A 19,630-nucleotide genomic window follows, 5' to 3' on the forward strand; every position below is an offset into this window, starting at 1 on the left:
GCAGCGATCGCACACTATTTTAACCTAGTGGCAGGGAAATATTTGCGTTGGAAAAGGCTGCGTTAATGAGTACATAAAAAAACGACTGGCTCACCTGGCCGGAGAGAGTGCCAGATTTACCAGTCGAATTTATACGACAGTGTATGTCGTTATGCCAGTACGGTCGAAGGTGCTTTGAACGCCAGAGGCAGTTCTGCATCGTCCTGGAAGGTCACATATTCCCAGGCTTCCTGTTTTGCCAGGACCGCCTGCAACAGTTTGTTATTCAATGCATGACCGGATTTATACGCGGTGAATGCACCAATAATGTTGTGACCACACATGAACAAGTCACCAATCGCGTCGAGCATTTTATGACGAACGAATTCGTCTTCAAAACGCAGACCGTCTTCGTTCAATACGCGATAATCGTCAACAACGATGGCACAATCGAAGCTGCCGCCCAAGGCCAGGCCACGGGACTGCAGATATTCGATATCACGCATGAAGCCGAAAGTACGCGCACGGCTGATCTGACGCATGAACGCATCTGCAGAGAAGTTCATCGCGTAGCGCTGCGTGCTGGCATCAATCGCTGGATGGTTAAAGTCGATGGTAAAATCCAACGAGAAACCATTAAACGGTTTGAATTCAGCCCACTTATCGCCATCTTCGACACGAACGGTCTCTTTGATGCGAACAAATTTCTTAGCGCTGTTCAGTTCTTCAATACCCGCATCGAGCAGCAGGTATACGAATGGAGCAGCACTACCATCCATGATCGGGATTTCCGGGGCGTTAACCTCAATAACAATGTTATCGATACCTAAGCCCGCCAGAGCAGCATTCAGGTGCTCTACGGTTGAAATCCGTACATCATGCTCATTGACCAGACACGTACAGAGCATGGTATCACGCACAGATTTGGCATCGGCCGGGAAATCTACCGGAGGATTCAAGTCGGTGCGACGATAGATGACCCCGGTGTTGGCCGGCGCAGGGCGTAGCGTCAGCGTGACTTTTTTGCCGGTATGTAAACCGACGCCAGTCGCCTGAACGATACGTTTAAGTGTCCTTTGTTTGATCATCGTATAATCTCGCCAAATTAACTATCCAACCGAAGTGTACTATACATTCGGCGGGCCAGTTTAGCACAAAGAGCGCAGATTCCCAAATTCCAGCTAATTCTTAATCAGCTTGCTTACGCAGGAATGCAGGGATATCCAGATAATCCGGCTCTTTAGTGGTTTGCGGCGTATTGTCGTTAACCACTTTCGCTACCGGCTTCTGTTCTTGCGTCAACGGCGCCATGCCGTGTTGCTGGTAACGATCCATTACCGGCTGCTGTACCTGCTTGTTGGTTACCAGAGTGATTTCAGGACGCTTGTCCATACCAATTCCAGTCGCAACAACGGTCACACGCAGTTCGTCGTTCATATCCGGGTCCAGAGAGGTACCGATTACCACGGTCGCGTTATCCGATGCAAAGGCACGGATGGTGTTACCCACGGTTTCGAACTCATCCAGACGCAGGTCGAAGCCCGCAGTAATGTTGACCAGCACACCGCGTGCGCCGGACAGATCGATGTCTTCCAGCAGCGGAGAAGAGATAGCCATTTCAGCCGCTTCTTCTGCACGGTCTTCACCGCTTGCCACGCCGGAGCCCATCATCGCGTAGCCCATTTCGGACATCACGGTGCGCACGTCTGCAAAGTCGACGTTCATCAGGCCCGGACGAGTAATCAGTTCAGCGATACCCTGAACCGCGCCTTTCAGCACGTCGTTAGCTGCGCCAAACGCATCCAGCAGGGAGATACCGCGACCCAGTACTTTCAGCAGTTTGTCATTCGGAATAGTAATTAGAGAGTCCACATGTTTGGACAGCTCGGTGATACCCTGCTCCGCGAATGCCATACGCTTCTTGCCTTCAAAGTTGAAAGGCTTAGTCACGACAGCAACGGTCAGAATACCTAAATCTTTTGCTACTTCAGCAACCACTGGCGCTGCACCGGTACCGGTACCGCCGCCCATGCCTGCTGCGATAAACACCATGTCTGCCCCGTCAAGCGCTGCACGCAGAGCTTCACGATCTTCGTCTGCCGCATTACGGCCGACTTCCGGGTTCGCACCCGCGCCCAGACCTTTGGTGATGCCGCTACCAATCTGAATGGTCTGTCCAACCGCCGTTTTACGCAACGCCTGAGCGTCGGTATTCACCGCGAAGAATTCAACACCTTCGATGCGCTCGCGCACCATGTGTTCAACGGCATTACCGCCACCGCCGCCGACGCCGATGACTTTAATCACCGCGTCATTGGTAAGTTCCATAGGTTCAAACATAGTTTCTCTCTCCGTTGTGCCTGTCGCCTGAGACCGTTAATGTGCGTTAGTCTCTTTAAAAATTAAAACTCTTTTCGCAGCCAGCTATTGAGTCGTTTGATCCACGAGCCAACTGATGCCGTTACGCGTTTTTCTACTTCAGCCTCACCACTCAAATGGGATTCTTTTCCGTAGTGAAGCAGCCCCACTGCCGTTGAATAATACGGCTCCTGAGCATAATCCGTCAGACCAGTGATATTCAGCGGCGCGCCAATACGTACTTGCGTATGGAACACGCGCTGTGCGCAGGCCGCAAGACCTTCAATTTGCGCAGCACCACCGGTTAACACAATCCCCGCCGCCAGATGATGTTTCACACCCTGCTGGCGAAGCTGTTCTTGTAATTGCAAAATTTCTTCGTTGACCAGGTTGAGCAGCTCGGTATAACGCGGCTCAATGACTTCTGCCAGGGTCTGACGTTGCAGGCTACGCGGTGGACGACCACCTACGCTTGGCACTTCAACGCTTTCGTCTTTACCCACGATGGACCCCAGCGCACAGCCATGGCGCACTTTAATGGCTTCAGCATCGCTCGGCGGCGTACCAAAGGCATACGCGATATCACTGGTCACTACATTCCCTGCATAAGGGATAACTTTAGTGTGGCGCAACGCCCCGCCAGTATAAACGGCGATGTCCATTGTACCACCACCAATATCAACCACGCAGACACCCAGCTCACGTTCATCTTCCGTCAACACGGAATAACTGGCTGCCAACCCGGCAAAAATCAGTTGGTCAACTTTCAGACCACAACGTTCAACAGCTTTGACAATGTTCTTCGCCATGTCGTTGTGGCAGGTAATAAGGTGGACTTTTGCCTGCATACGTACGCCGGAAAGACCTACCGGATTTTTAATGCCTTCCTGGTAGTCAATGGCGTATTCCTGCGGAATAACGTGCAGAACACGATGTTCATCGCGAACGCGTACGGATTTTGCCGTATGTACCACGTTTTCCACATCTTCCTGCGTCACTTCCTCTTCGGAAATGGGCACCATACCAATTTCATTTTGACAGCTAATATGTTTACCGGAAAGTGCCAGATACACCGAGGAAATCTGGCAATCTGCCATCAGTTCAGCCTGGTCAATGGCGCGCTGTACGCACTTCACCACTGACTCAAGGTCATTCACCCCGCCTTTATCCATACCTCGCGATGGGCAACTGCCCACGCCAATGATATTGACCATACCGTCGGGCAGAACTTCCCCTACTAAAGCGGCTACCTTCGCGGTGCCAATCTCCAGTCCAACTACCAGTTTTCTGTCCGTCGCCTTGATCATTGTTGTTCTGCCTGTGCCTGATTCTGTTGCTGATTAGATTCCTCAGGAGGCAAGGGAACCCAGCCTACTGCCGCTCCTGAGTCATAACGCAAATCAACGTAGCTAATCCGTTTGCCATCGGTTTGCGCCTGCTGCTGTAAAACCGGGTAGAGTTCCACAAAGCGAGCCAAACGTTTTATCGTATCGCCCCTGCCCAGATTGAGCTTAATATCGTTATTCAGCGTCAACTGCCAGGAACGACGAGCGGTCATCGCCGCTTCCTTCAGGGTGAATCTATCCTTAGCCAGCACCTGCCCCATATCACGGAACCCTTGCAACACTTCACTTGCGCTGCCTTCCGGTCCGTACAACATAGGTAATACCTGCTTATTGGCCCGACCGGTTGGGACGCTGAACGTATTGCCTTCGGCATCCACCATATGCTGGTCATTCCAACGCGCAATGGGCACATATTCAACCAGATGAATCTTCAATTCATCGGGCCATTGCTTTCTGACGCTCGCCTGTTTAATCCAGGGGAGACGTTCAATTTGACTCTGAATGATGTTCACATCCTGAGTCATAAAGGTTCCCGGAGCGCCCAGAGCCAGAATGGACTGACGAATATCGTCATTGCGCGTGTAATGCCGTTCGCCGGTTAACACCAGCTTTGACAATGGCAACCGCTGCGCATCTTCCATCCACCCCAACACTACCCAGCCGCTGACAAACACGGTGCACAGCACTGTCAGCAGGAACAGTATTCCTGCAAGACGCGTTCCATTATTGCGGCGTGAGGAGTTTACTTCTTCTTCATCACCGTTTCGCGTGTTCAGCGCAGCCTGCGACATATCAGTCCGCCAACTCCAGAATTCTTACCACCAACTGCGAGAAGCTCAGGCCAGCCTGACGTGCCGCCATCGGCACCAGGCTGTGGCTGGTCATACCCGGAGAGGTATTCGCTTCCAGCAGATAAAACTGGCCATCGCTGTCCAGCATGACGTCAATGCGACCCCAACCTTTACAGCCCAATGCGGTCCATGCTTTCAGGACTAATTCCTGCAAACGGGCCTCTTGTTCAGCTTCCAGACCTGCAGGGCAGAAATATTGTGTCTCATCAGAGAGATACTTCGCCTCATAATCATAGAAGGTTCCCGCGGGTTGGATACGTATTGACGGTAAAATTTCTTCACCAAGTATCGCAACTGTAAATTCCGGGCCACTGAGCCATTTTTCGATCAGTACTTCTTCATCATGCTGAAAAGCCAATGCTAATGCACCCTGCAAAGCATTTTCTTCTTCAACTTTTGACATCCCTACGCTGGAGCCTTCACGGCTTGGCTTCACAATCAGCGGCAAACCTAACGCAGAGATTTTTGTAACCGCTTCATCGCTAAGACCTTTTTCGAACTCAGAGCGGGTCAATGCAACCCAGGGCGCGACGGGTAAACCTGCGCCCTGCCACAGCAGCTTGCTGCGCAGTTTGTCCATCGAAATTGCGGACGCCATGACGCCGCTGCCGGTATATGGCAGGCCAATTTGCTCCAGCATGCCCTGCAACGTGCCATCTTCCCCGCCACGACCGTGCAGCGCAATAAACACCTTCTGAAAACCCATAGATTTCAGAAGAGTGACATCAATATCTTTAGGGTCAACCGGATGGGCATCGACACCACCTTCGCGTAACCCTGCCAGTACGGCCGCGCCGGAATTCAGCGAAACTTCACGCTCTGTGGAGGTTCCTCCTAACAGGACCGCGATTTTATCAGCCATGTTGTTCTTCCTCCGGGTTTTGCGGCTTCAGTTTGATTTCAGCTAAGGAACGTGCGATTTTGCCGATATTTCCAGCGCCCTGCACCAAAATCAGATCATTGCCGGTTAATACCGGCGCCAGCATGTCTGCCACCTGAGCCGGATCGGATACCAGAATCGGGTCGATCTTACCGCGACCACGGATCGTACGGCACAGCGAACGGCTGTCAGCCCCCGGAATCGCGGCTTCACCCGCGGCGTATACATCCAGCATCAACAGCGCATCGACCTGAGTCAGCACGTTGGCAAAGTCGTCATACAGATCGCGTGTACGCGTAAAGCGGTGCGGCTGGAACAGCATTACCAGATTTTTGTCCGGCCAGCCCGCGCGTGCAGCTTTAATCGTGGCATCCACTTCCGTTGGATGATGGCCATAATCATCAACCAGCATCGCCGTCCCGGCTTTACCGTTTACCGGCTCAAGCGGAAATTCGCCGAGGAAGTCAAAACGGCGTCCGGTGCCCTGGAAACTTTCCAGCGCGCGCAGAATTGCGTCGTCTTCAATGCCTTCTTCTGTTGCAACTGCCACCGCCGCCGCCGCGTTCAGCGCATTGTGACGGCCCGGTGCGTTCAATGTCACACGTAAATCGGCCATCCCCTGACGCAGCAGCGTGAAGTGCCCTTGTGGACCAATCTGCTGGTAATCTTCAACGCGCACATCAGCATCATCGCTGAAACCATAGGTTGTGGTTTGACGACCGACGCGCGGCAACAACTCGCGGATCACCGGATCGTCAACGCACATCACCGCACGACCATAAAACGGTAAGTTATGCAGGAAATTAATAAACGTCTGCTTTAAATTTTCGAAGTCGCCATGGTAGGTATCCATATGATCGGCTTCGATATTGGTAACAATCGCCACCATCGGCTGCAAATGTAGGAACGACGCATCGCTCTCATCCGCCTCCGCAATTAAATAACGGCTATGACCCAGACGCGCATGGACGCCTGCAGCCTTCACCAGACCGCCGTTGACAAACGTCGGATCCAGCCCCGCTTCCGCGTAGATACTGGAGACCATCGCTGTGGTCGTGGTTTTACCGTGCGTCCCGGCAATGGCGATACCGTGACGAAAACGCATTAATTCAGCCAACATTTCAGCACGACGGATCACCGGAATACGTGCTTCATGCGCCGCAACAATTTCCGGGTTATCCGCAGAAATGGCGCTGGATACCACCACCACGCTCGCATCACGCACGTTTTCCGGGCGATGGTTGAAGAAAATCGTGGCGCCCAGATTCGTCAACTGCTGAGTCACCGGATTCGGCGCCAGGTCAGAACCGCTGATCTGATAACCTTCGTTGGCCAAAACTTCGGCAATACCGCCCATACCAGCACCACCGATGCCGACAAAGTGAATGTGCCGAACGCGACGCATTTCGGGCACTATGGAACGCAGTTTTGCCAGTTGTTGTGTATTCATTCTTTAGCCATTAACTTCTTAGTTCATGCGATGCAAAAGGCATCACCACAATTACGCCCGGGCAGCCCGGCTCACTTCATTAGCAACACGCTCTGTGGCATCCGATATGGATGCGGCGCGCGCACGTTCTGCCATGGTTAATAAGGTTTCTCGCGACCACCCGGAAAGGGTGTTAGCGACGGCATCCACAGTAAACTGCGGCTGCTCAAGAATTTTGGCGGCGCCCGCTTTCTCCAGCGGCAGCGCATTCCAGTACTGCTGTCGGTCTTTGTGCTGGAAAGGCACAAACAGCGCAGGCAAACCTGCGGCAGCAATTTCACTTACCGTCAGCGCACCTGAGCGACAAACTACGACATCCGCCCACGCGTAGGCGGCTGCCATATCATCAATAAACTCAGTGACCTTGTGCTGTGGTTGTCCCGCGTCAGCATATGCCTGTTCAACGGTTTGCTGCGCACCTTTGCCGCTCTGATGCCAAATAGTCACCGCGTCACCAAGCTCTGCGGCAACCTGCGGCATCGTCTGGTTCAATACGCGTGCACCCTGAGACCCCCCGACGACCAGCACGCGAACCGGGCCTTCACGCCCTGCCAGACGTACTTCGGGCGACGGCAGCGCCAGAACGTCGGTGCGTACCGGGTTACCCACCACTTCCGCATTCGGGAAAGCGCCAGGAAAAGCCTGCATCACCGTAGTGGCAAATTTCGCCAGCCACTTGTTGGTTAATCCCGCAATGCCATTCTGCTCATGCAGTACAACCGGAATGCCTAATGACCTGGCTGCCAGACCGCCAGGGCCGGACACGTAGCCGCCCATACCCAGCACCACATCAGGCTTAAACTGCTTCATGATGGCCCGCGCCTGACGCCAGGCATTAAAAATACGCACGGGGGCGGCAAGCAGAGCGTTGACACCTTTGCCACGCAAACCGGAGATGCGAATAAAGTCAATTTCAATGCCATGCTTCGGCACTAAGTCCGCTTCCATACGATCGGCGGTGCCCAGCCAACGAACTTGCCAGCCCTGAGCCATTAAATGATGCGCGACCGCCAGCCCCGGGAACACATGCCCGCCGGTACCGCCTGCCATCACCATTAACCGCTTCGGTTGACCACTCATCGTGCACCTCGTGTAAACGCCTGGGCTTTTTCCAGACGCGTTTCATAATCAATACGTAACAAAAACATGATGGCCGTCGACATAATCAACAAACTGGAACCACCATAACTGATCAGCGGTAACGTCAGACCTTTGGTTGGCAGCATACCAGCTGCCGCACCGACGTTTACCAGCGCCTGGAAGCTAAACCAAATCCCGATGGAGCAGGCTAAAAAGCCTGAAAAACGGTGGTCAATTTCCAGCGCTTTGCGGCCAATCGACATCGCGCGAAAAGCGACGAAGAATACCATTAAAAGTGCCAATACCACACCGATATAACCCAGCTCTTCCCCAATGATGGCGAAGATGAAGTCGGTGTGCGCTTCCGGTAAATACTCCAGTTTTTGCACCGAATTACCTAACCCCTGCCCCCAAATCTCACCGCGACCAAAAGCCATCAGCGATTGCGTTAACTGGTAGCCGCTGCCAAACGGATCTTCCCATGGGTTCCAGAAGGAGGTTACGCGGCGAATACGATACGGTTCGGCAAGGATCAGCAGCACCACCGCCGAAATCCCCATACCGATAATGGCAATGAACTGCCACAGTTTCGCTCCAGCGAGAAAGAGCATCGCCAGCGTCGTGACAAACAGCACCACTACCGTACCAAGGTCAGGCTGCGCCAGCAGCAAGATTGCCAGCACCAGAATCACACCCATCGGTTTTAAGAAGCCGCGCAGGTTGTTACGCACTTCATCGACTTTACGCACCAGGTAGTTGGCGAGATAACAGAACAGCGACAGCTTGGTGAATTCCGCAGGCTGAATACGCAGTGGACCCAACGCGATCCAGCGCGATGCCCCGTTAACGGAGCTCCCCACCACCAGAACGATCAACAACATGATGATCGAGGCGATCAGCATCGTCGTGCTGTACTTTTGCCAGAACTCCATCGGCAGACGTAGCGTCACCATCGCCAGACAGAACGCGAGGAAGATATACAGCGCGTCACGTTTAGCGAACAGGAAGGGATCGCCTGCCAGGCGTTGCCCTACGGGCATCGATGCCGATGTCACCATCACAAAACCGATCGCTGCCAGACCAAAAGTCAGCCACAGCAGCATGCGGTCATACATGATCAGGCTGTCCGCGTCTTTATCACGCGAAGCCATCACCCAGCCTTTAAGTGCCGCGAAGATCCACGCCAGGACACCCAGTCCCGGTACGCGCGGCATTTTCAGACGAGGGAGAGAGAAGCGCATCAACCCAACTCCTTCGCCAAACGGGTAAAGACGTCACCACGTTGCTCAAAGTTCTTGAACTGGTCAAGGCTGGCACAGGCTGGCGACAGTAGCACCATATCACCCGACTTCACACGCGGTGCGAGCAGACGCATTGCCTGCTCCATGGTTTCAGTGTGTTCCGCAACCTCAGGACGCAGAGCGGCAAGCTGTGCGCCATCGCGACCAAAGCAGTACAGACGAATGTTGTCGCCAGTCAGGTAACGTTGCAGCGGCATAAAGTCGGCGGATTTCCCGTCACCGCCCAGCAGCAGGTGCAGCGTACCCTCAACGTGCAGACCATTCAGTGCCGCTTCGGTGCTGCCGACGTTGGTGGCTTTTGAATCGTTGATCCAACGCACACCGTTATGATTCAGTACCAACTGGAAACGATGCGCCAGACCGGTAAAGGTAGTCAGCGCTTTCAGGCTGGACGCCCGCGGCAGACCCGCAGCATCCGCCAGCGCCAGCGCCGCCAGGGCGTTGGTATAGTTATGCTGGCCGGTAAGCGTCATCTCTTTCACGTTCAGGACTTTTTCACCCTTCACCCGCAGCCAGGTTTCACCCTGCTGACGATTGAGATGATAGTCACCCATATTGATGCCAAAGCTCACGCAGCGCTCATCCGCCCCGCGAATCGGCATGGTCAGCGCATCATCAGCATTGACCACACACACTTTCGCATTCTCATAGACACGCAGTTTGGCCGCACGGTACTGCTGCAAGCCAAACGGATATCTGTCCATATGATCTTCGGTGACGTTCAAAATGGTGGCGGCTACGGCCTGTAAGCTGGAGGTTGTCTCCAGTTGGAAGCTCGACAGCTCCAGTACATACAGCTCGCGTTCGTCATCCAGCAGCATCAACGCGGGCAGGCCAATATTTCCGCCAACACCGACGTTCACGCCGGCTGCTTTCGCCATCTCGCCGACCAGCGTAGTGACGGTACTTTTCCCGTTGGAACCGGTGATCGCGACGATCGGTGCCTGTGCTTCGCGACAAAACAGCTCAATGTCGCCAACAATTTCAATCCCTGCATCAGCGGCGGCGCTCAGCGAAGGATGCGCCAGGGCAATACCAGGGCTGGCGACGATGAGATCGGCGGCCAGCAGCCAGTCATCATTCAGGCTGCCAACATGACGCTCAACCGCTTCCGGTAATTTATCCAGACCAGGCGGCGTCGCACGGGTATCCATTACGCGCGGCGTCACGCCACGCGCCAGGAAGAAATCCACGCAGGACAGTCCGGTCAACCCCAGACCGATAATGACGACTTTTTTACCCTGGTAATCAGCCATGATTAACGTACCTTCAGCGTTGCCAGGCCAATCAGCACCAGCATCAGCGAAATAATCCAGAAGCGCACAATGACGCGCGGTTCCGGCCAGCCTTTCAGTTCATAGTGATGGTGAATCGGCGCCATACGGAAGATGCGCTGTCCGCGCAGCTTAAAGGAGCCAACCTGCAGAATGACCGACAGCGTTTCTACAACAAATACGCCGCCCATGATTACCAGCAGGAACTCTTGACGCAGCAGCACGGCAATAATGCCCAGCGCGCCACCCAGCGCCAGCGAACCGACGTCACCCATAAAGACCTGCGCCGGATAGGTGTTAAACCACAGGAAACCTAATCCCGCGCCGACAATCGCCGTACAGACGATCACCAGTTCGCCTGCATGGCGTAAGTAGGGAATGTGCAGATAGTTGGCAAAGTTCATGTTACCGGTAGCCCATGCCACCAGCGCAAAACCCGCTGCTACGAACACGGTCGGCATAATCGCCAGACCATCCAGGCCATCGGTGAGATTGACCGCGTTGCCGGTCCCCACAATCACGAAGTAGGCCAGCAGAACATAGAACAGACCCAGTTGCGGCATCACGTCTTTAAAGAACGGCACCACCAGCTCGGTAGCCGGGGTGTCTTTACCAGCGAGGTACAGCGCAAAGGCTACACCCAGCGCAATCACCGACATCCAGAAGTACTTCCAGCGGGCAATCAGGCCCTTGGTATCTTTGCGCACCACTTTGCGGTAGTCATCGACAAAACCGATAATGCCGTAGCCAATCAATACCACCAGCACGCACCATACGTACGGGTTCGACGGATATGCCCACAGCAGTACGGAGATAACTATCGCGGTGAGGATCATGATCCCCCCCATGGTTGGCGTACCGCGTTTACTGAAGTGCGATTCCGGACCGTCGTTACGTACGACCTGTCCAAAGGACATTTTTTGTAAGCGGGCAATCATGCGCGGTCCCATCCACAAAGAGATGAACAGCGCGGTCAGCAGGCTGACGATGGCGCGAAACGTCAGATAGGAAAAGACGTTAAAGCCGGAATAATATTTGACCAAATGTTCGGCCAGCCAAACTAACATGTCCCATTCTCCTGTAATGCGCGTACTACCTCTTCCATGGCGGCACTACGTGAACCCTTCACTAAAATCGTCATGACCTGATGTTCTGCAATCAATGCCTTAAGATGCGCGGCCAGCGCACTTTTATCCGCAAAATGTTCGCCAACGCCACTGGCGTCGCTAATTGCCTGACTCAGTTTTCCCGTACTCAGTACACGGTCGATGCCTGCGGCTTTCGCAGCAACACCCACCTGTACATGGCATGCTTCGCTTTCTGCGCCAAGCTCTGCCATATCACCAACGACCAGTACGCGATAGCCCGGCATTTCAGACAGCACCTGCACCGCTGCGGTCATCGAACCGACGTTCGCGTTATAGGAGTCGTCCAGCAGCAGCTGATTTTCCGCGAGTTGAATCGGGAACAGACGCCCCGGTACCGCTTGCAGATCCTTCAACCCCGCTTTGATCGCCTCGTGCGTCGCGCCTACCGCCATAGAGAGCGCCGCCGCCGCAAGGGCGTTAGCGATATTATGGCGACCCGGTAACGGCAGCAGGACATCAATGCTTCCGGTCGGCGTTTGCAGAGAAAATTCCGTGCCATGCGAGGTCACATGAACGTTGGTCGCCGAAAAGTCGCTATTGGCTGCATTCGGGGAGAAACGCCAGACTTTGCGATCGCCGATGATGCTTTGCCAGTTCAGCCAGTCGTTGTTGTCGGCATTCATAATGGCGATACCGTTCGCTGACAGACCGGTAAAAATCTCACCTTTTGCCTTCGCAACGCCCGCCAGAGAGCCGAAGCCTTCCAGGTGCGCGGCGGCCAGGTTGTTCACCAGCGCCGCTTCCGGACGCGTCAGGCCGACGGTCCAGGCGATTTCGCCCTGATGGTTGGCACCGAGCTCAATCACGGCATAGTCGTAATCGTTGTTTAAGCGCAGCAGCGTCATCGGTACACCGATGTCGTTATTCAGGTTGCCCGCGGTATATAGGGTGTTACCACACTGGCTCAGAATGGCAGCCGTCATCTCTTTGACGGACGTTTTACCGGATGAGCCGGTCAGCGCGACAACGCGCGCCGGAACCTGGGCGCGAACCCACGCAGCCAGTTCACCAAACGCCAGACGCGTATCGTTAACAATCAGCTGCGGCAGGTTGGTGTCCAACGGGCGGCTGACCAACAGCGCACCGGCCCCGCTCTCTTGCGCTTTGTCTGCAAAATCATGGGCATCAAAGCGTTCGCCTTTCAGTGCCACAAACAGGCAGCCCGGCGTCACTTTACGCGTATCGGTTGTTACGGCATCAAGGGTCAGATCGGCCCCTTTCAATTCGCCACGGAGGATCTCCGCCAGTTGGCTGAGCGTTACGCTAATCATGCGATAACCCCCAGCAGACGCGCTGCCGTGACGCGGTCAGAATAATCGAGGCGCTGTGAACCAACGATCTGGTAGTCTTCATGACCTTTACCGGCCACCAGCACCACATCATTTTCTTTCGCCTGCATAATGGCGTTTGTCACCGCTTCTGCGCGACCTTCCATCACCTTCGCCTGTCCGGCATCCAGCATCCCCGCCAGAATGTCGTTAATAATGGCGCGCGGCTCTTCGGTACGCGGGTTGTCATCAGTCACCACGACAACATCTGCAAACTGCTCGGCAATTGCGCCCATCAACGGACGTTTGCCTTTATCGCGATCGCCGCCGCAGCCAAAGACGCACCACAGTTTGCCAGTACAGTGCAAACGTGCCGCCTGTAGCGCTTTTTCCAGCGCATCTGGCGTATGGGCGTAATCAACAACCACGGTGGTTTTACCCGGCGCACTGAACACTTCCATACGCCCGCAAACCGGCTGCAATTGTGTCGCCGTTTTCAGTAAATCAGCTAACGGATAGCCCAGTGCCAGCAGCGTTGCCAGCGCCAGCAGCAGATTGCTGACGTTAAACGCCCCCATCAGGCGGCTTTCAATTTCACCGTCGCCCCATGAGGAGGTAAAACGAATCGTTGCCCCGCTGTCGTGATACTTCACGTCAACCGCTTTTAACCAACGACCGTGACAGTTCGGGTTGATGTGGTCTTCCATCGAAACGGCAACCGCATCCGGGAGTTTCGCCAGCCAGCGACGACCGACTTCATCATCCGCATTGACGATGGCCTGACCGCAATGGTGCGTGGAATACAGCAGCCATTTCGCGGCTTCGTAATGTTCCATGTCGCCGTGGTAGTCGAGATGGTCACGGCTTAAGTTAGTAAATACTGATGCGGCAAACTTCAGCGCCGCCACGCGATGCTGAACCAGACCGTGTGAAGAGACTTCCATTGCGCCAACCGTTGCGCCCTGCGCAACCAGCCCCGCCAGCACATGCTGGACATCAACGGCTGAACCGGTGGTATTTTCCGTCGGGATCACTTTGCCCAGCAGGCCATTGCCTACTGTTCCCATCACCGCGCTGGTTTCGCCAAGCAGTTGGCTCCACTGTGCCAGCAGTTGGGTGGTGGTGGTTTTACCGTTAGTCCCGGTCACACCGACCAGACGCATTTTCTCAGAAGGCTCGTGGTAAAAACGGCCTGCCAGTGCAGATAAACGTTCGTTAAGCTGACTAAGATAGATGACCGGAACGCCGTGCATTTCACGGATTTCACCATCAGTAGCTTCATCTTTCGCTTCTGCAATAATGGCAGCCACACCTTGCGCTATCGCCTGCGGGATATACCGACGCCCGTCCGCCTGATGACCTAATACTGCGACAAAGAGATCGCCCGATGCAGCCACACGGCTGTCAAGCGTCATCTCCCGCAGTGCTCGCTCCGGTGCACCCGGCACCCATGGAGCAAGAAGGTCGCGCAAATTACGATCTGCCACCTGTTGCCTCGCCTTGATTATTCACAAATTCATTTTTATCGCCCGTTGTCAGCGCATCCGGCTCGATGTTCATGGTACGCAGTACGCCGCCCATGATGGCACCAAAGACCGGCGCGGAAACGGCGCCACCGTAGTATTTACCCGCCTGCGGATCGTTGATAACAACAACCAGCGCGAAGCGCGGCTGACTCGCAGGCGCAACACCTGCGGTATAAGCAATGTATTTGTTGATGTAGCGGCCATCCGGCCCTACTTTTTTCGCTGTACCGGTTTTAATGGCGATACGATAACCTTTAATCGCCGCCTTCACGCCGCCGCCGCCGGGCAGCGCCACGCTTTCCATCATGTGCACCACGGTACGTACGGTCGCTTCCGGGAAGATACGCTCGCCCGGAACTGGAGGGTCAACTTTAGTAATCGACAGTGGACGATAAACGCCGTAACTGCCGATCGTTGCATAGACTCGCGCTAACTGTAACGGCGTTACCATTAGCCCGTAGCCGAAAGAGAAGGTGGCCCTCTCTATGTCAGACCACCGTTGTTTTTGAGGATATAAGCCACTGCGTTCTCCGACCAACCCCAAATTGGTCGCTTTTCCCAGCCCAAAACGTGAGTAAGTATCTACTAACGCTGAGGACGGCATCGCTAACGCCAGCTTGGAAACACCGACGTTACTCGACTTCTGCAAAACCCCGGTGAGGGTTAATTCGCTATAACGTGCCACGTCTTTGATTTCGTGACCATTAATTCGGTAAGGGATAGTGTTGAGGACCGTATTTTCGCGTACCACACCGCGCTGCAGCGCGGTCATCACCACCATCGGTTTAACGGTAGAACCCGGTTCAAACACGTCGGTAATGGTGCGGTTACGCATCGCGTCTTTTGGCGTACCGGTGAGATTGTTCGGGTTGTAGGACGGACTGTTGGCCATTGCCAGCACTTCACCGGTGTTCACATCCACCAGTACCGCACTGCCTGACTCCGCCTTGTTGAACGCCACGGCGTTATTCAGTTCACGGTAGACCAGTGCCTGTAAACGCTCATCAATGCTCAACGCGAGGTTATGCGCCGCCTGGCTGTCGGTAGAGGAGATATCTTCAATGACGCGGCCATACCGGTCTTTACGTACAATACGCTCGCCCGGTTGTCCGGTGAGCCACTTGTCGAAGCTCTTCTCAACGCCTTCAATGCCCTGGCTGTCGACGTTCGTAAATCCGATGAGGTGAGCAGTCACTTCCCCGGAAGGGTAGTAACGGCGGGATTCTTCGCGCAGATGGATACCTGGCAGCTTCAGTTTTTTGATGTAATCAGCCATGTCAGGGTTTACCTGACGCGCCAGATAGATAAAGCGCCCTTTCGGATTCGCGTTAATGCGGGAAGCCAGTTGATCGAGCGGGAGATTCAGCGCGGTTGACAGCGCTCTCCAGCGTTCGCCAACGCTCACTCCGCCGGCATCATGTACTTCTTTCGGGTCGGCCCATATAGCTTTAACCGGAACACTCACCGCCAGCGGACGACCAGAGCGGTCGGTAATCATTCCGCGCGATGTAGACACTTCCTGGACGCGTAGAGAGCGCATATCACCCTGACGCACCAGCATGTCCGGCGCGATGATTTGCAGCCAGGCAACGCGACCCAGCAGAAAACCCAGTGCCAGCAAAATACAGCCGCACAGTAACGCAAAACGCCAACTGATAAAGTTGGCTTGTTCTTCCTGGCGTTTTGGTTTGTGCGTTTTTGCCGCTGCTTTCATGCGTCGCGTTTATCCTTATTTTTGTACTACGATATTTTCTTGTGAGGGATCGACATGCTGCATTTGCAGCTTTTCCGTTGCGATCCGTTCAACACGGCTATGGTCGCCGAGCGCGTTCTCCTCAAGGATCAAGTTACGCCATTCGATATCCAGCGCATCTCGCTCCAGGACCAGCTGCTCACGCTGCGCAGTCAGTAACCGCGTATGGTGCGCTGTTGTCACGACGGTAACCGCCGTCAAAATAATGCAAATGAACAGGCAGAGTGGCAGCTTCCCAAACCGCAAAAGATCGTCACCGATCACGCCAGGCAATGCATGGCGCTCGTTGCTTCCTATCGATCCTTTAACTTTGCTGAGGGCTTCTGTCACTCTGCTGATCATGCGTTCGTCCTCTCTGCAATACGCAGAACTGAACTACGGGCACGAGGATTCTCAGCGACCTCTTCTTCACCCGGCATCATCTTGCCTAGTGCTCTTAACTCACGGCCGCCCAGTTTTTTGATCTGCGCTTCGGTCATCGGTATTCCAGCCGGCACCTGAGGGCCACGGCTTTGTTCACGCATAAAGCGTTTCACAATGCGGTCTTCAAGCGAATGGAAACTGATGATCGAAAGGCGACCACCTGGAGCCAGCACGCTGAGCGAGCTTTTTAGCGCCTGCTCTATCTCCTCCAGTTCACTGTTCACCCAAATGCGCACCGCCTGGAAGGTACGGGTCGCGGGATGTTTGAATTTGTCCTTCACCGGCATTGCCGCCGCAATAACTTCCGCCAGTTCTTTGGTGCGGGTCATCGGTTCGATGCGGTTACGCTCCACGATGGCTCGGGCAATGCGTTTGCCGAAGCGCTCTTCGCCAAAGGTTTTAATCACCCAGGCAATGTCTGCTTCATCGGCGGTTTGCAGCCATTCGGCCGCTGACTGACCGCGTGTTGGGTCCATACGCATATCTAACGGACCGTCACGCATAAACGAAAAACCGCGCTCTGCGTCATCGAGCTGCGGTGAAGAAACGCCCAGATCGAGAAGAATCCCGTCGATCTTACCGGTCAGTCCACGCTCGGCGACATAGTCAGCCAGCGCAGAGAAAGGTCCATGTACGATGGAGAAGCGAGGATCGGTAATCGTTTTAGCAACGGCAATAGCCTGCGGATCGCGATCGATTGCCAGTAAACGCCCCTCTTCGCCAAGCTGGGAGAGGATCAGACGTGAGTGACCACCGCGACCAAATGTCCCGTCAATGTAGATGCCGTCTGGACGAATATTCAGGCCGTTTACGGCTTCATCCAGCAACACCGTTGTATGTTTATAATTTTCCGTCATTTTATAGAGACAAATCCTGCAATCGTTCCGACAACGCGCCAGTAACAGACTGCTCAGCGTCGATATCTTCCTTGACCTGTTGATACCAGGTCGTTTCATCCCACAGCTCAAACTTATTGAACTGCCCAACCAGCATCACTTCTTTCGTTAGCCCTGCGTGTTGCCGCAGAATGGGCGCTATCAGTAATCGACCAGCGTTATCCATCTGACATTCGCTGGCATGACCCAACAATAAGCGCTGTACGCGACGCTCAACTGGATTCATGCTCGACAGACGCGATAGCTTCTGCTCGATTATTTCCCATTCAGGCAGGGGGTACAGCAGCAGGCACGGGTGATGGATGTCAATGGTGCAAACCATTTGACCGGTAGCGCTCTCAAGCAGTTGATCCCGATAACGGGTAGGCACGGATAAGCGCCCTTTACTGTCGAGATTAACTAACGTTGCTCCCCGGAACATGCCAGTCTCACCCCCGATTACCACTTTATCCCACAAATTCCCACTTAAAGGAGTTTACGGAGCGGAGGAAAACCTTGTCAAGCAAGTCGCGGCGCTTAGCGGAGCAAAAAACCCATTGTTTACGGCTAATATCAGCGTTGAACAAAATCCGTACAGCAAACGAAGCAAATTAACGTCATGAATATTTGTAAGAAAAAAATCCAACAACTCATCATTGTTTAAAACAACTGAATATCATCAGAAGAAAATATAAAGTGTCAGTTTGCGACGCGAGCGGCATTTTAGGACAATATGCAGCGAGTTAACAGTACCAGTTAATCGGTCTGTACGCCGCGCAGGACCAAGGTAAGCACCAGATGGCCGCAATACGAGAGCAAAGTGTTTGTTAATTCGGCAAATCCACACATGCATGTAACAAAATAATACAACCGTAACGCGTCGTTACGTATCAATAACCCAAAAATGGATAGTTGCATTTTTAATTCGGGGTATTTCAAGAATACATTTCAGATAATTCTAAAGAATATTCTTAAATATAATGCGGTTATTTCTGAGAATAGAAAAACTGAAGACGTCAGAGGCTTATCCCGCCGACGCCATCAATTGAGGAAACTTAGTTACGGCTGAGAATACCGCGACGGTACAGATTACGCCGTATACGCGTTAAACCTGGTTTTGGTTTACGCGGTTCGTCCAGGCTTGCCAGTACAATCTCCAGCACGCGTTCCGCGACATCACGATGGCGCTGTGCCACTGCCAGAACAGGGCACTGCAGGAAGTCGAGCAGTTCGTGATCGCCAAAAGTCGCAATCGCTAAATCAGACGGCAACTGCCCATCACGACGCAGGGTCACATCCATCACCCCCTGCAACAGAGCAAACGACGTGGTAAACAACGCCTGAGGCATTGGGTGCGTTTCCAGCCATTTATCAAACAGCTGCGCTGCAGCTTCCCGCTCATAGCTGTTGGCGTACAGGAAATGGACCTCACGCGGATCGTCCTTCCACGCGGTACGAAAACCCTGTTCGCGCAGGAAACTGACAGATAATTCAGGAAGCGCGCCCAGATAGAGGACGGTTTCAGCAGGGAATTTGCGTAACTCTTCCGCCAGCATTTCCGCATCATCCTGATCTGCACCCACAACGCTGGTAAAATGTTCGCGATCCAGTGCACGATCCAGCGCCACAATCGGGAATGAACTGTTTGCCCAGCGTTGGTAGAACGGATGTTCAGGCGGCAAGGAAGTCGACACAATAATGGCATCGACCTGGCGCTGTAAAAGATGCTCAATACAGCGCATTTCGTTATCTGGCTGATCTTCAGAGCAGGCAATCAACAGCTGATACCCACGTTGACGCGCCTGGCGCTCCAGATAGTTTGCGATCCGGGTATAGCTCGTGTTCTCAAGATCCGGGATCACCAGCCCGATAGAACGTGTGCGTCCAGCACGCAGCCCGGCCGCCACGGCATTCGGGTGGTAATTATGCTCGCGCACCACCGCCATGACTTTTTCAACCGTTTTGTCGCTTACGCGATATTGCTTTGCTTTGCCATTAATAACGTAGCTTGCAGTCGTTCGCGAAACGCCGGCCAACCGAGCGATTTCATCCAGTTTCACAATTGCCCCTTGCGTAAAA

The 19,630-nt window shown here is 53.9% G+C and carries 17 protein-coding genes; all 17 read right to left on the minus strand.

Annotated elements, in window-relative coordinates; all coding sequences use genetic code 11:
• Nucleotides 1-149 precede the first annotated feature (149 nt).
• Nucleotides 150-1,067 (minus strand): UDP-3-O-acyl-N-acetylglucosamine deacetylase, encoded by a 918-nt coding sequence (gene lpxC, locus SK39_RS07505; RefSeq protein WP_003018750.1) that lies wholly within the window; start codon nt 1,065-1,067, stop codon nt 150-152.
• Nucleotides 1,068-1,167: 100 nt separating this feature from the next.
• Entirely contained in the window at nt 1,168-2,319 is a 1,152-nt protein-coding gene (gene ftsZ, locus SK39_RS07510; protein WP_003018753.1) for a cell division protein FtsZ, read from the minus strand.
• Nucleotides 2,320-2,381: 62 nt separating this feature from the next.
• Nucleotides 2,382-3,644: a cell division protein FtsA gene (ftsA, locus tag SK39_RS07515; protein WP_003018755.1), complete on the minus strand. Its 1,263-nt coding sequence runs from the start codon at nt 3,642-3,644 to the stop codon at nt 2,382-2,384.
• Nucleotides 3,641-4,474 (minus strand): cell division protein FtsQ, encoded by an 834-nt coding sequence (ftsQ, locus tag SK39_RS07520; RefSeq protein ID WP_003018758.1) that lies wholly within the window; start codon nt 4,472-4,474, stop codon nt 3,641-3,643. Before ftsQ ends, ftsA begins: the two co-directional genes overlap by 4 nt.
• A 1-nt stretch (nt 4,475) precedes the next feature.
• Nucleotides 4,476-5,396 carry a D-alanine--D-alanine ligase gene (locus SK39_RS07525; RefSeq protein ID WP_032937536.1) on the minus strand — a complete coding sequence of 307 codons (921 nt, stop codon included), beginning with the start codon at nt 5,394-5,396 and terminating at the stop codon, nt 4,476-4,478.
• The gene (gene murC, locus SK39_RS07530) at nt 5,389-6,864 is read right to left on the minus strand and encodes a UDP-N-acetylmuramate--L-alanine ligase (protein WP_003018763.1); all 1,476 of its coding nucleotides are present in this window, start codon (nt 6,862-6,864) and stop codon (nt 5,389-5,391) included. Before murC ends, SK39_RS07525 begins: the two co-directional genes overlap by 8 nt.
• 51 nt (nt 6,865-6,915) lie before the next feature.
• Complete coding sequence (murG, locus tag SK39_RS07535; protein WP_048216836.1) at nt 6,916-7,983, minus strand: undecaprenyldiphospho-muramoylpentapeptide beta-N-acetylglucosaminyltransferase; 1,068 nt, start codon at nt 7,981-7,983, stop codon at nt 6,916-6,918.
• A complete protein-coding gene (gene ftsW / locus SK39_RS07540; RefSeq protein WP_003018770.1) occupies nt 7,980-9,224 on the minus strand; it encodes a cell division protein FtsW in 1,245 nt (414 codons plus the stop codon). The genes murG and ftsW overlap by 4 nt, the downstream gene beginning before the upstream one ends.
• Complete coding sequence (gene murD, locus SK39_RS07545) at nt 9,224-10,540, minus strand: UDP-N-acetylmuramoyl-L-alanine--D-glutamate ligase (RefSeq protein WP_016149555.1); 1,317 nt, start codon at nt 10,538-10,540, stop codon at nt 9,224-9,226. Before murD ends, ftsW begins: the two co-directional genes overlap by 1 nt.
• A gap of 2 nt (nt 10,541-10,542) precedes the next feature.
• A complete protein-coding gene (mraY, locus tag SK39_RS07550; protein WP_003018774.1) occupies nt 10,543-11,625 on the minus strand; it encodes a phospho-N-acetylmuramoyl-pentapeptide-transferase in 1,083 nt (360 codons plus the stop codon).
• Complete coding sequence (murF, locus tag SK39_RS07555) at nt 11,619-12,977, minus strand: UDP-N-acetylmuramoyl-tripeptide--D-alanyl-D-alanine ligase (protein WP_003018777.1); 1,359 nt, start codon at nt 12,975-12,977, stop codon at nt 11,619-11,621. Before murF ends, mraY begins: the two co-directional genes overlap by 7 nt.
• The gene (murE, locus tag SK39_RS07560) at nt 12,974-14,461 is read right to left on the minus strand and encodes a UDP-N-acetylmuramoyl-L-alanyl-D-glutamate--2,6-diaminopimelate ligase (RefSeq protein WP_003018780.1); all 1,488 of its coding nucleotides are present in this window, start codon (nt 14,459-14,461) and stop codon (nt 12,974-12,976) included. The genes murF and murE overlap by 4 nt, the downstream gene beginning before the upstream one ends.
• The gene (gene ftsI / locus SK39_RS07565) at nt 14,448-16,214 is read right to left on the minus strand and encodes a peptidoglycan glycosyltransferase FtsI (RefSeq protein WP_003018783.1); all 1,767 of its coding nucleotides are present in this window, start codon (nt 16,212-16,214) and stop codon (nt 14,448-14,450) included. The genes murE and ftsI overlap by 14 nt, the downstream gene beginning before the upstream one ends.
• A 15-nt stretch (nt 16,215-16,229) precedes the next feature.
• Nucleotides 16,230-16,595 carry a cell division protein FtsL gene (ftsL, locus tag SK39_RS07570; RefSeq protein WP_000625651.1) on the minus strand — a complete coding sequence of 122 codons (366 nt, stop codon included), beginning with the start codon at nt 16,593-16,595 and terminating at the stop codon, nt 16,230-16,232.
• Nucleotides 16,592-17,533: a 16S rRNA (cytosine(1402)-N(4))-methyltransferase RsmH gene (rsmH, locus tag SK39_RS07575; protein ID WP_003018789.1), complete on the minus strand. Its 942-nt coding sequence runs from the start codon at nt 17,531-17,533 to the stop codon at nt 16,592-16,594. The genes ftsL and rsmH overlap by 4 nt, the downstream gene beginning before the upstream one ends.
• Nucleotide 17,534: 1 nt before the next feature.
• Complete coding sequence (gene mraZ / locus SK39_RS07580; RefSeq protein ID WP_003018792.1) at nt 17,535-17,993, minus strand: division/cell wall cluster transcriptional repressor MraZ; 459 nt, start codon at nt 17,991-17,993, stop codon at nt 17,535-17,537.
• Between the two features lie 613 nt (nt 17,994-18,606).
• On the minus strand, nt 18,607-19,611 hold the full coding sequence (gene cra / locus SK39_RS07585) for a catabolite repressor/activator (protein ID WP_003018794.1): 1,005 nt from the start codon (nt 19,609-19,611) through the stop codon (nt 18,607-18,609).
• Nucleotides 19,612-19,630: the final 19 nt, after the last annotated feature.

Source organism: Citrobacter sp. BIDMC107, from assembly GCF_001037575.1.
GTDB lineage: Bacteria > Pseudomonadota > Gammaproteobacteria > Enterobacterales > Enterobacteriaceae > Citrobacter > Citrobacter freundii.

Bases quoted from the DNA above. Each gene is read 5' to 3' on its own strand.
- lpxC (WP_003018750.1), bottom strand. From the start codon at position 1,067: ATGATCAAACAAAGGACACTTAAACGTATCGTTCAGGCGACTGGCGTC.
- ftsZ (WP_003018753.1), bottom strand. From the start codon at position 2,319: ATGTTTGAACCTATGGAACTTACCAATGACGCGGTGATTAAAGTCATC.
- ftsA (WP_003018755.1), bottom strand. From the start codon at position 3,644: ATGATCAAGGCGACGGACAGAAAACTGGTAGTTGGACTGGAGATTGGC.
- ftsQ (WP_003018758.1), bottom strand. From the start codon at position 4,474: ATGTCGCAGGCTGCGCTGAACACGCGAAACGGTGATGAAGAAGAAGTA.
- SK39_RS07525 (WP_032937536.1), bottom strand. From the start codon at position 5,396: ATGGCTGATAAAATCGCGGTCCTGTTAGGAGGAACCTCCACAGAGCGT.
- murC (WP_003018763.1), bottom strand. From the start codon at position 6,864: ATGAATACACAACAACTGGCAAAACTGCGTTCCATAGTGCCCGAAATG.
- murG (WP_048216836.1), bottom strand. From the start codon at position 7,983: ATGAGTGGTCAACCGAAGCGGTTAATGGTGATGGCAGGCGGTACCGGC.
- ftsW (WP_003018770.1), bottom strand. From the start codon at position 9,224: ATGCGCTTCTCTCTCCCTCGTCTGAAAATGCCGCGCGTACCGGGACTG.
- murD (WP_016149555.1), bottom strand. From the start codon at position 10,540: ATGGCTGATTACCAGGGTAAAAAAGTCGTCATTATCGGTCTGGGGTTG.
- mraY (WP_003018774.1), bottom strand. From the start codon at position 11,625: ATGTTAGTTTGGCTGGCCGAACATTTGGTCAAATATTATTCCGGCTTT.
- murF (WP_003018777.1), bottom strand. From the start codon at position 12,977: ATGATTAGCGTAACGCTCAGCCAACTGGCGGAGATCCTCCGTGGCGAA.
- ftsI (WP_003018783.1), bottom strand. From the start codon at position 16,214: ATGAAAGCAGCGGCAAAAACGCACAAACCAAAACGCCAGGAAGAACAA.
- ftsL (WP_000625651.1), bottom strand. From the start codon at position 16,595: ATGATCAGCAGAGTGACAGAAGCCCTCAGCAAAGTTAAAGGATCGATA.
- rsmH (WP_003018789.1), bottom strand. From the start codon at position 17,533: ATGACGGAAAATTATAAACATACAACGGTGTTGCTGGATGAAGCCGTA.
- mraZ (WP_003018792.1), bottom strand. From the start codon at position 17,993: ATGTTCCGGGGAGCAACGTTAGTTAATCTCGACAGTAAAGGGCGCTTA.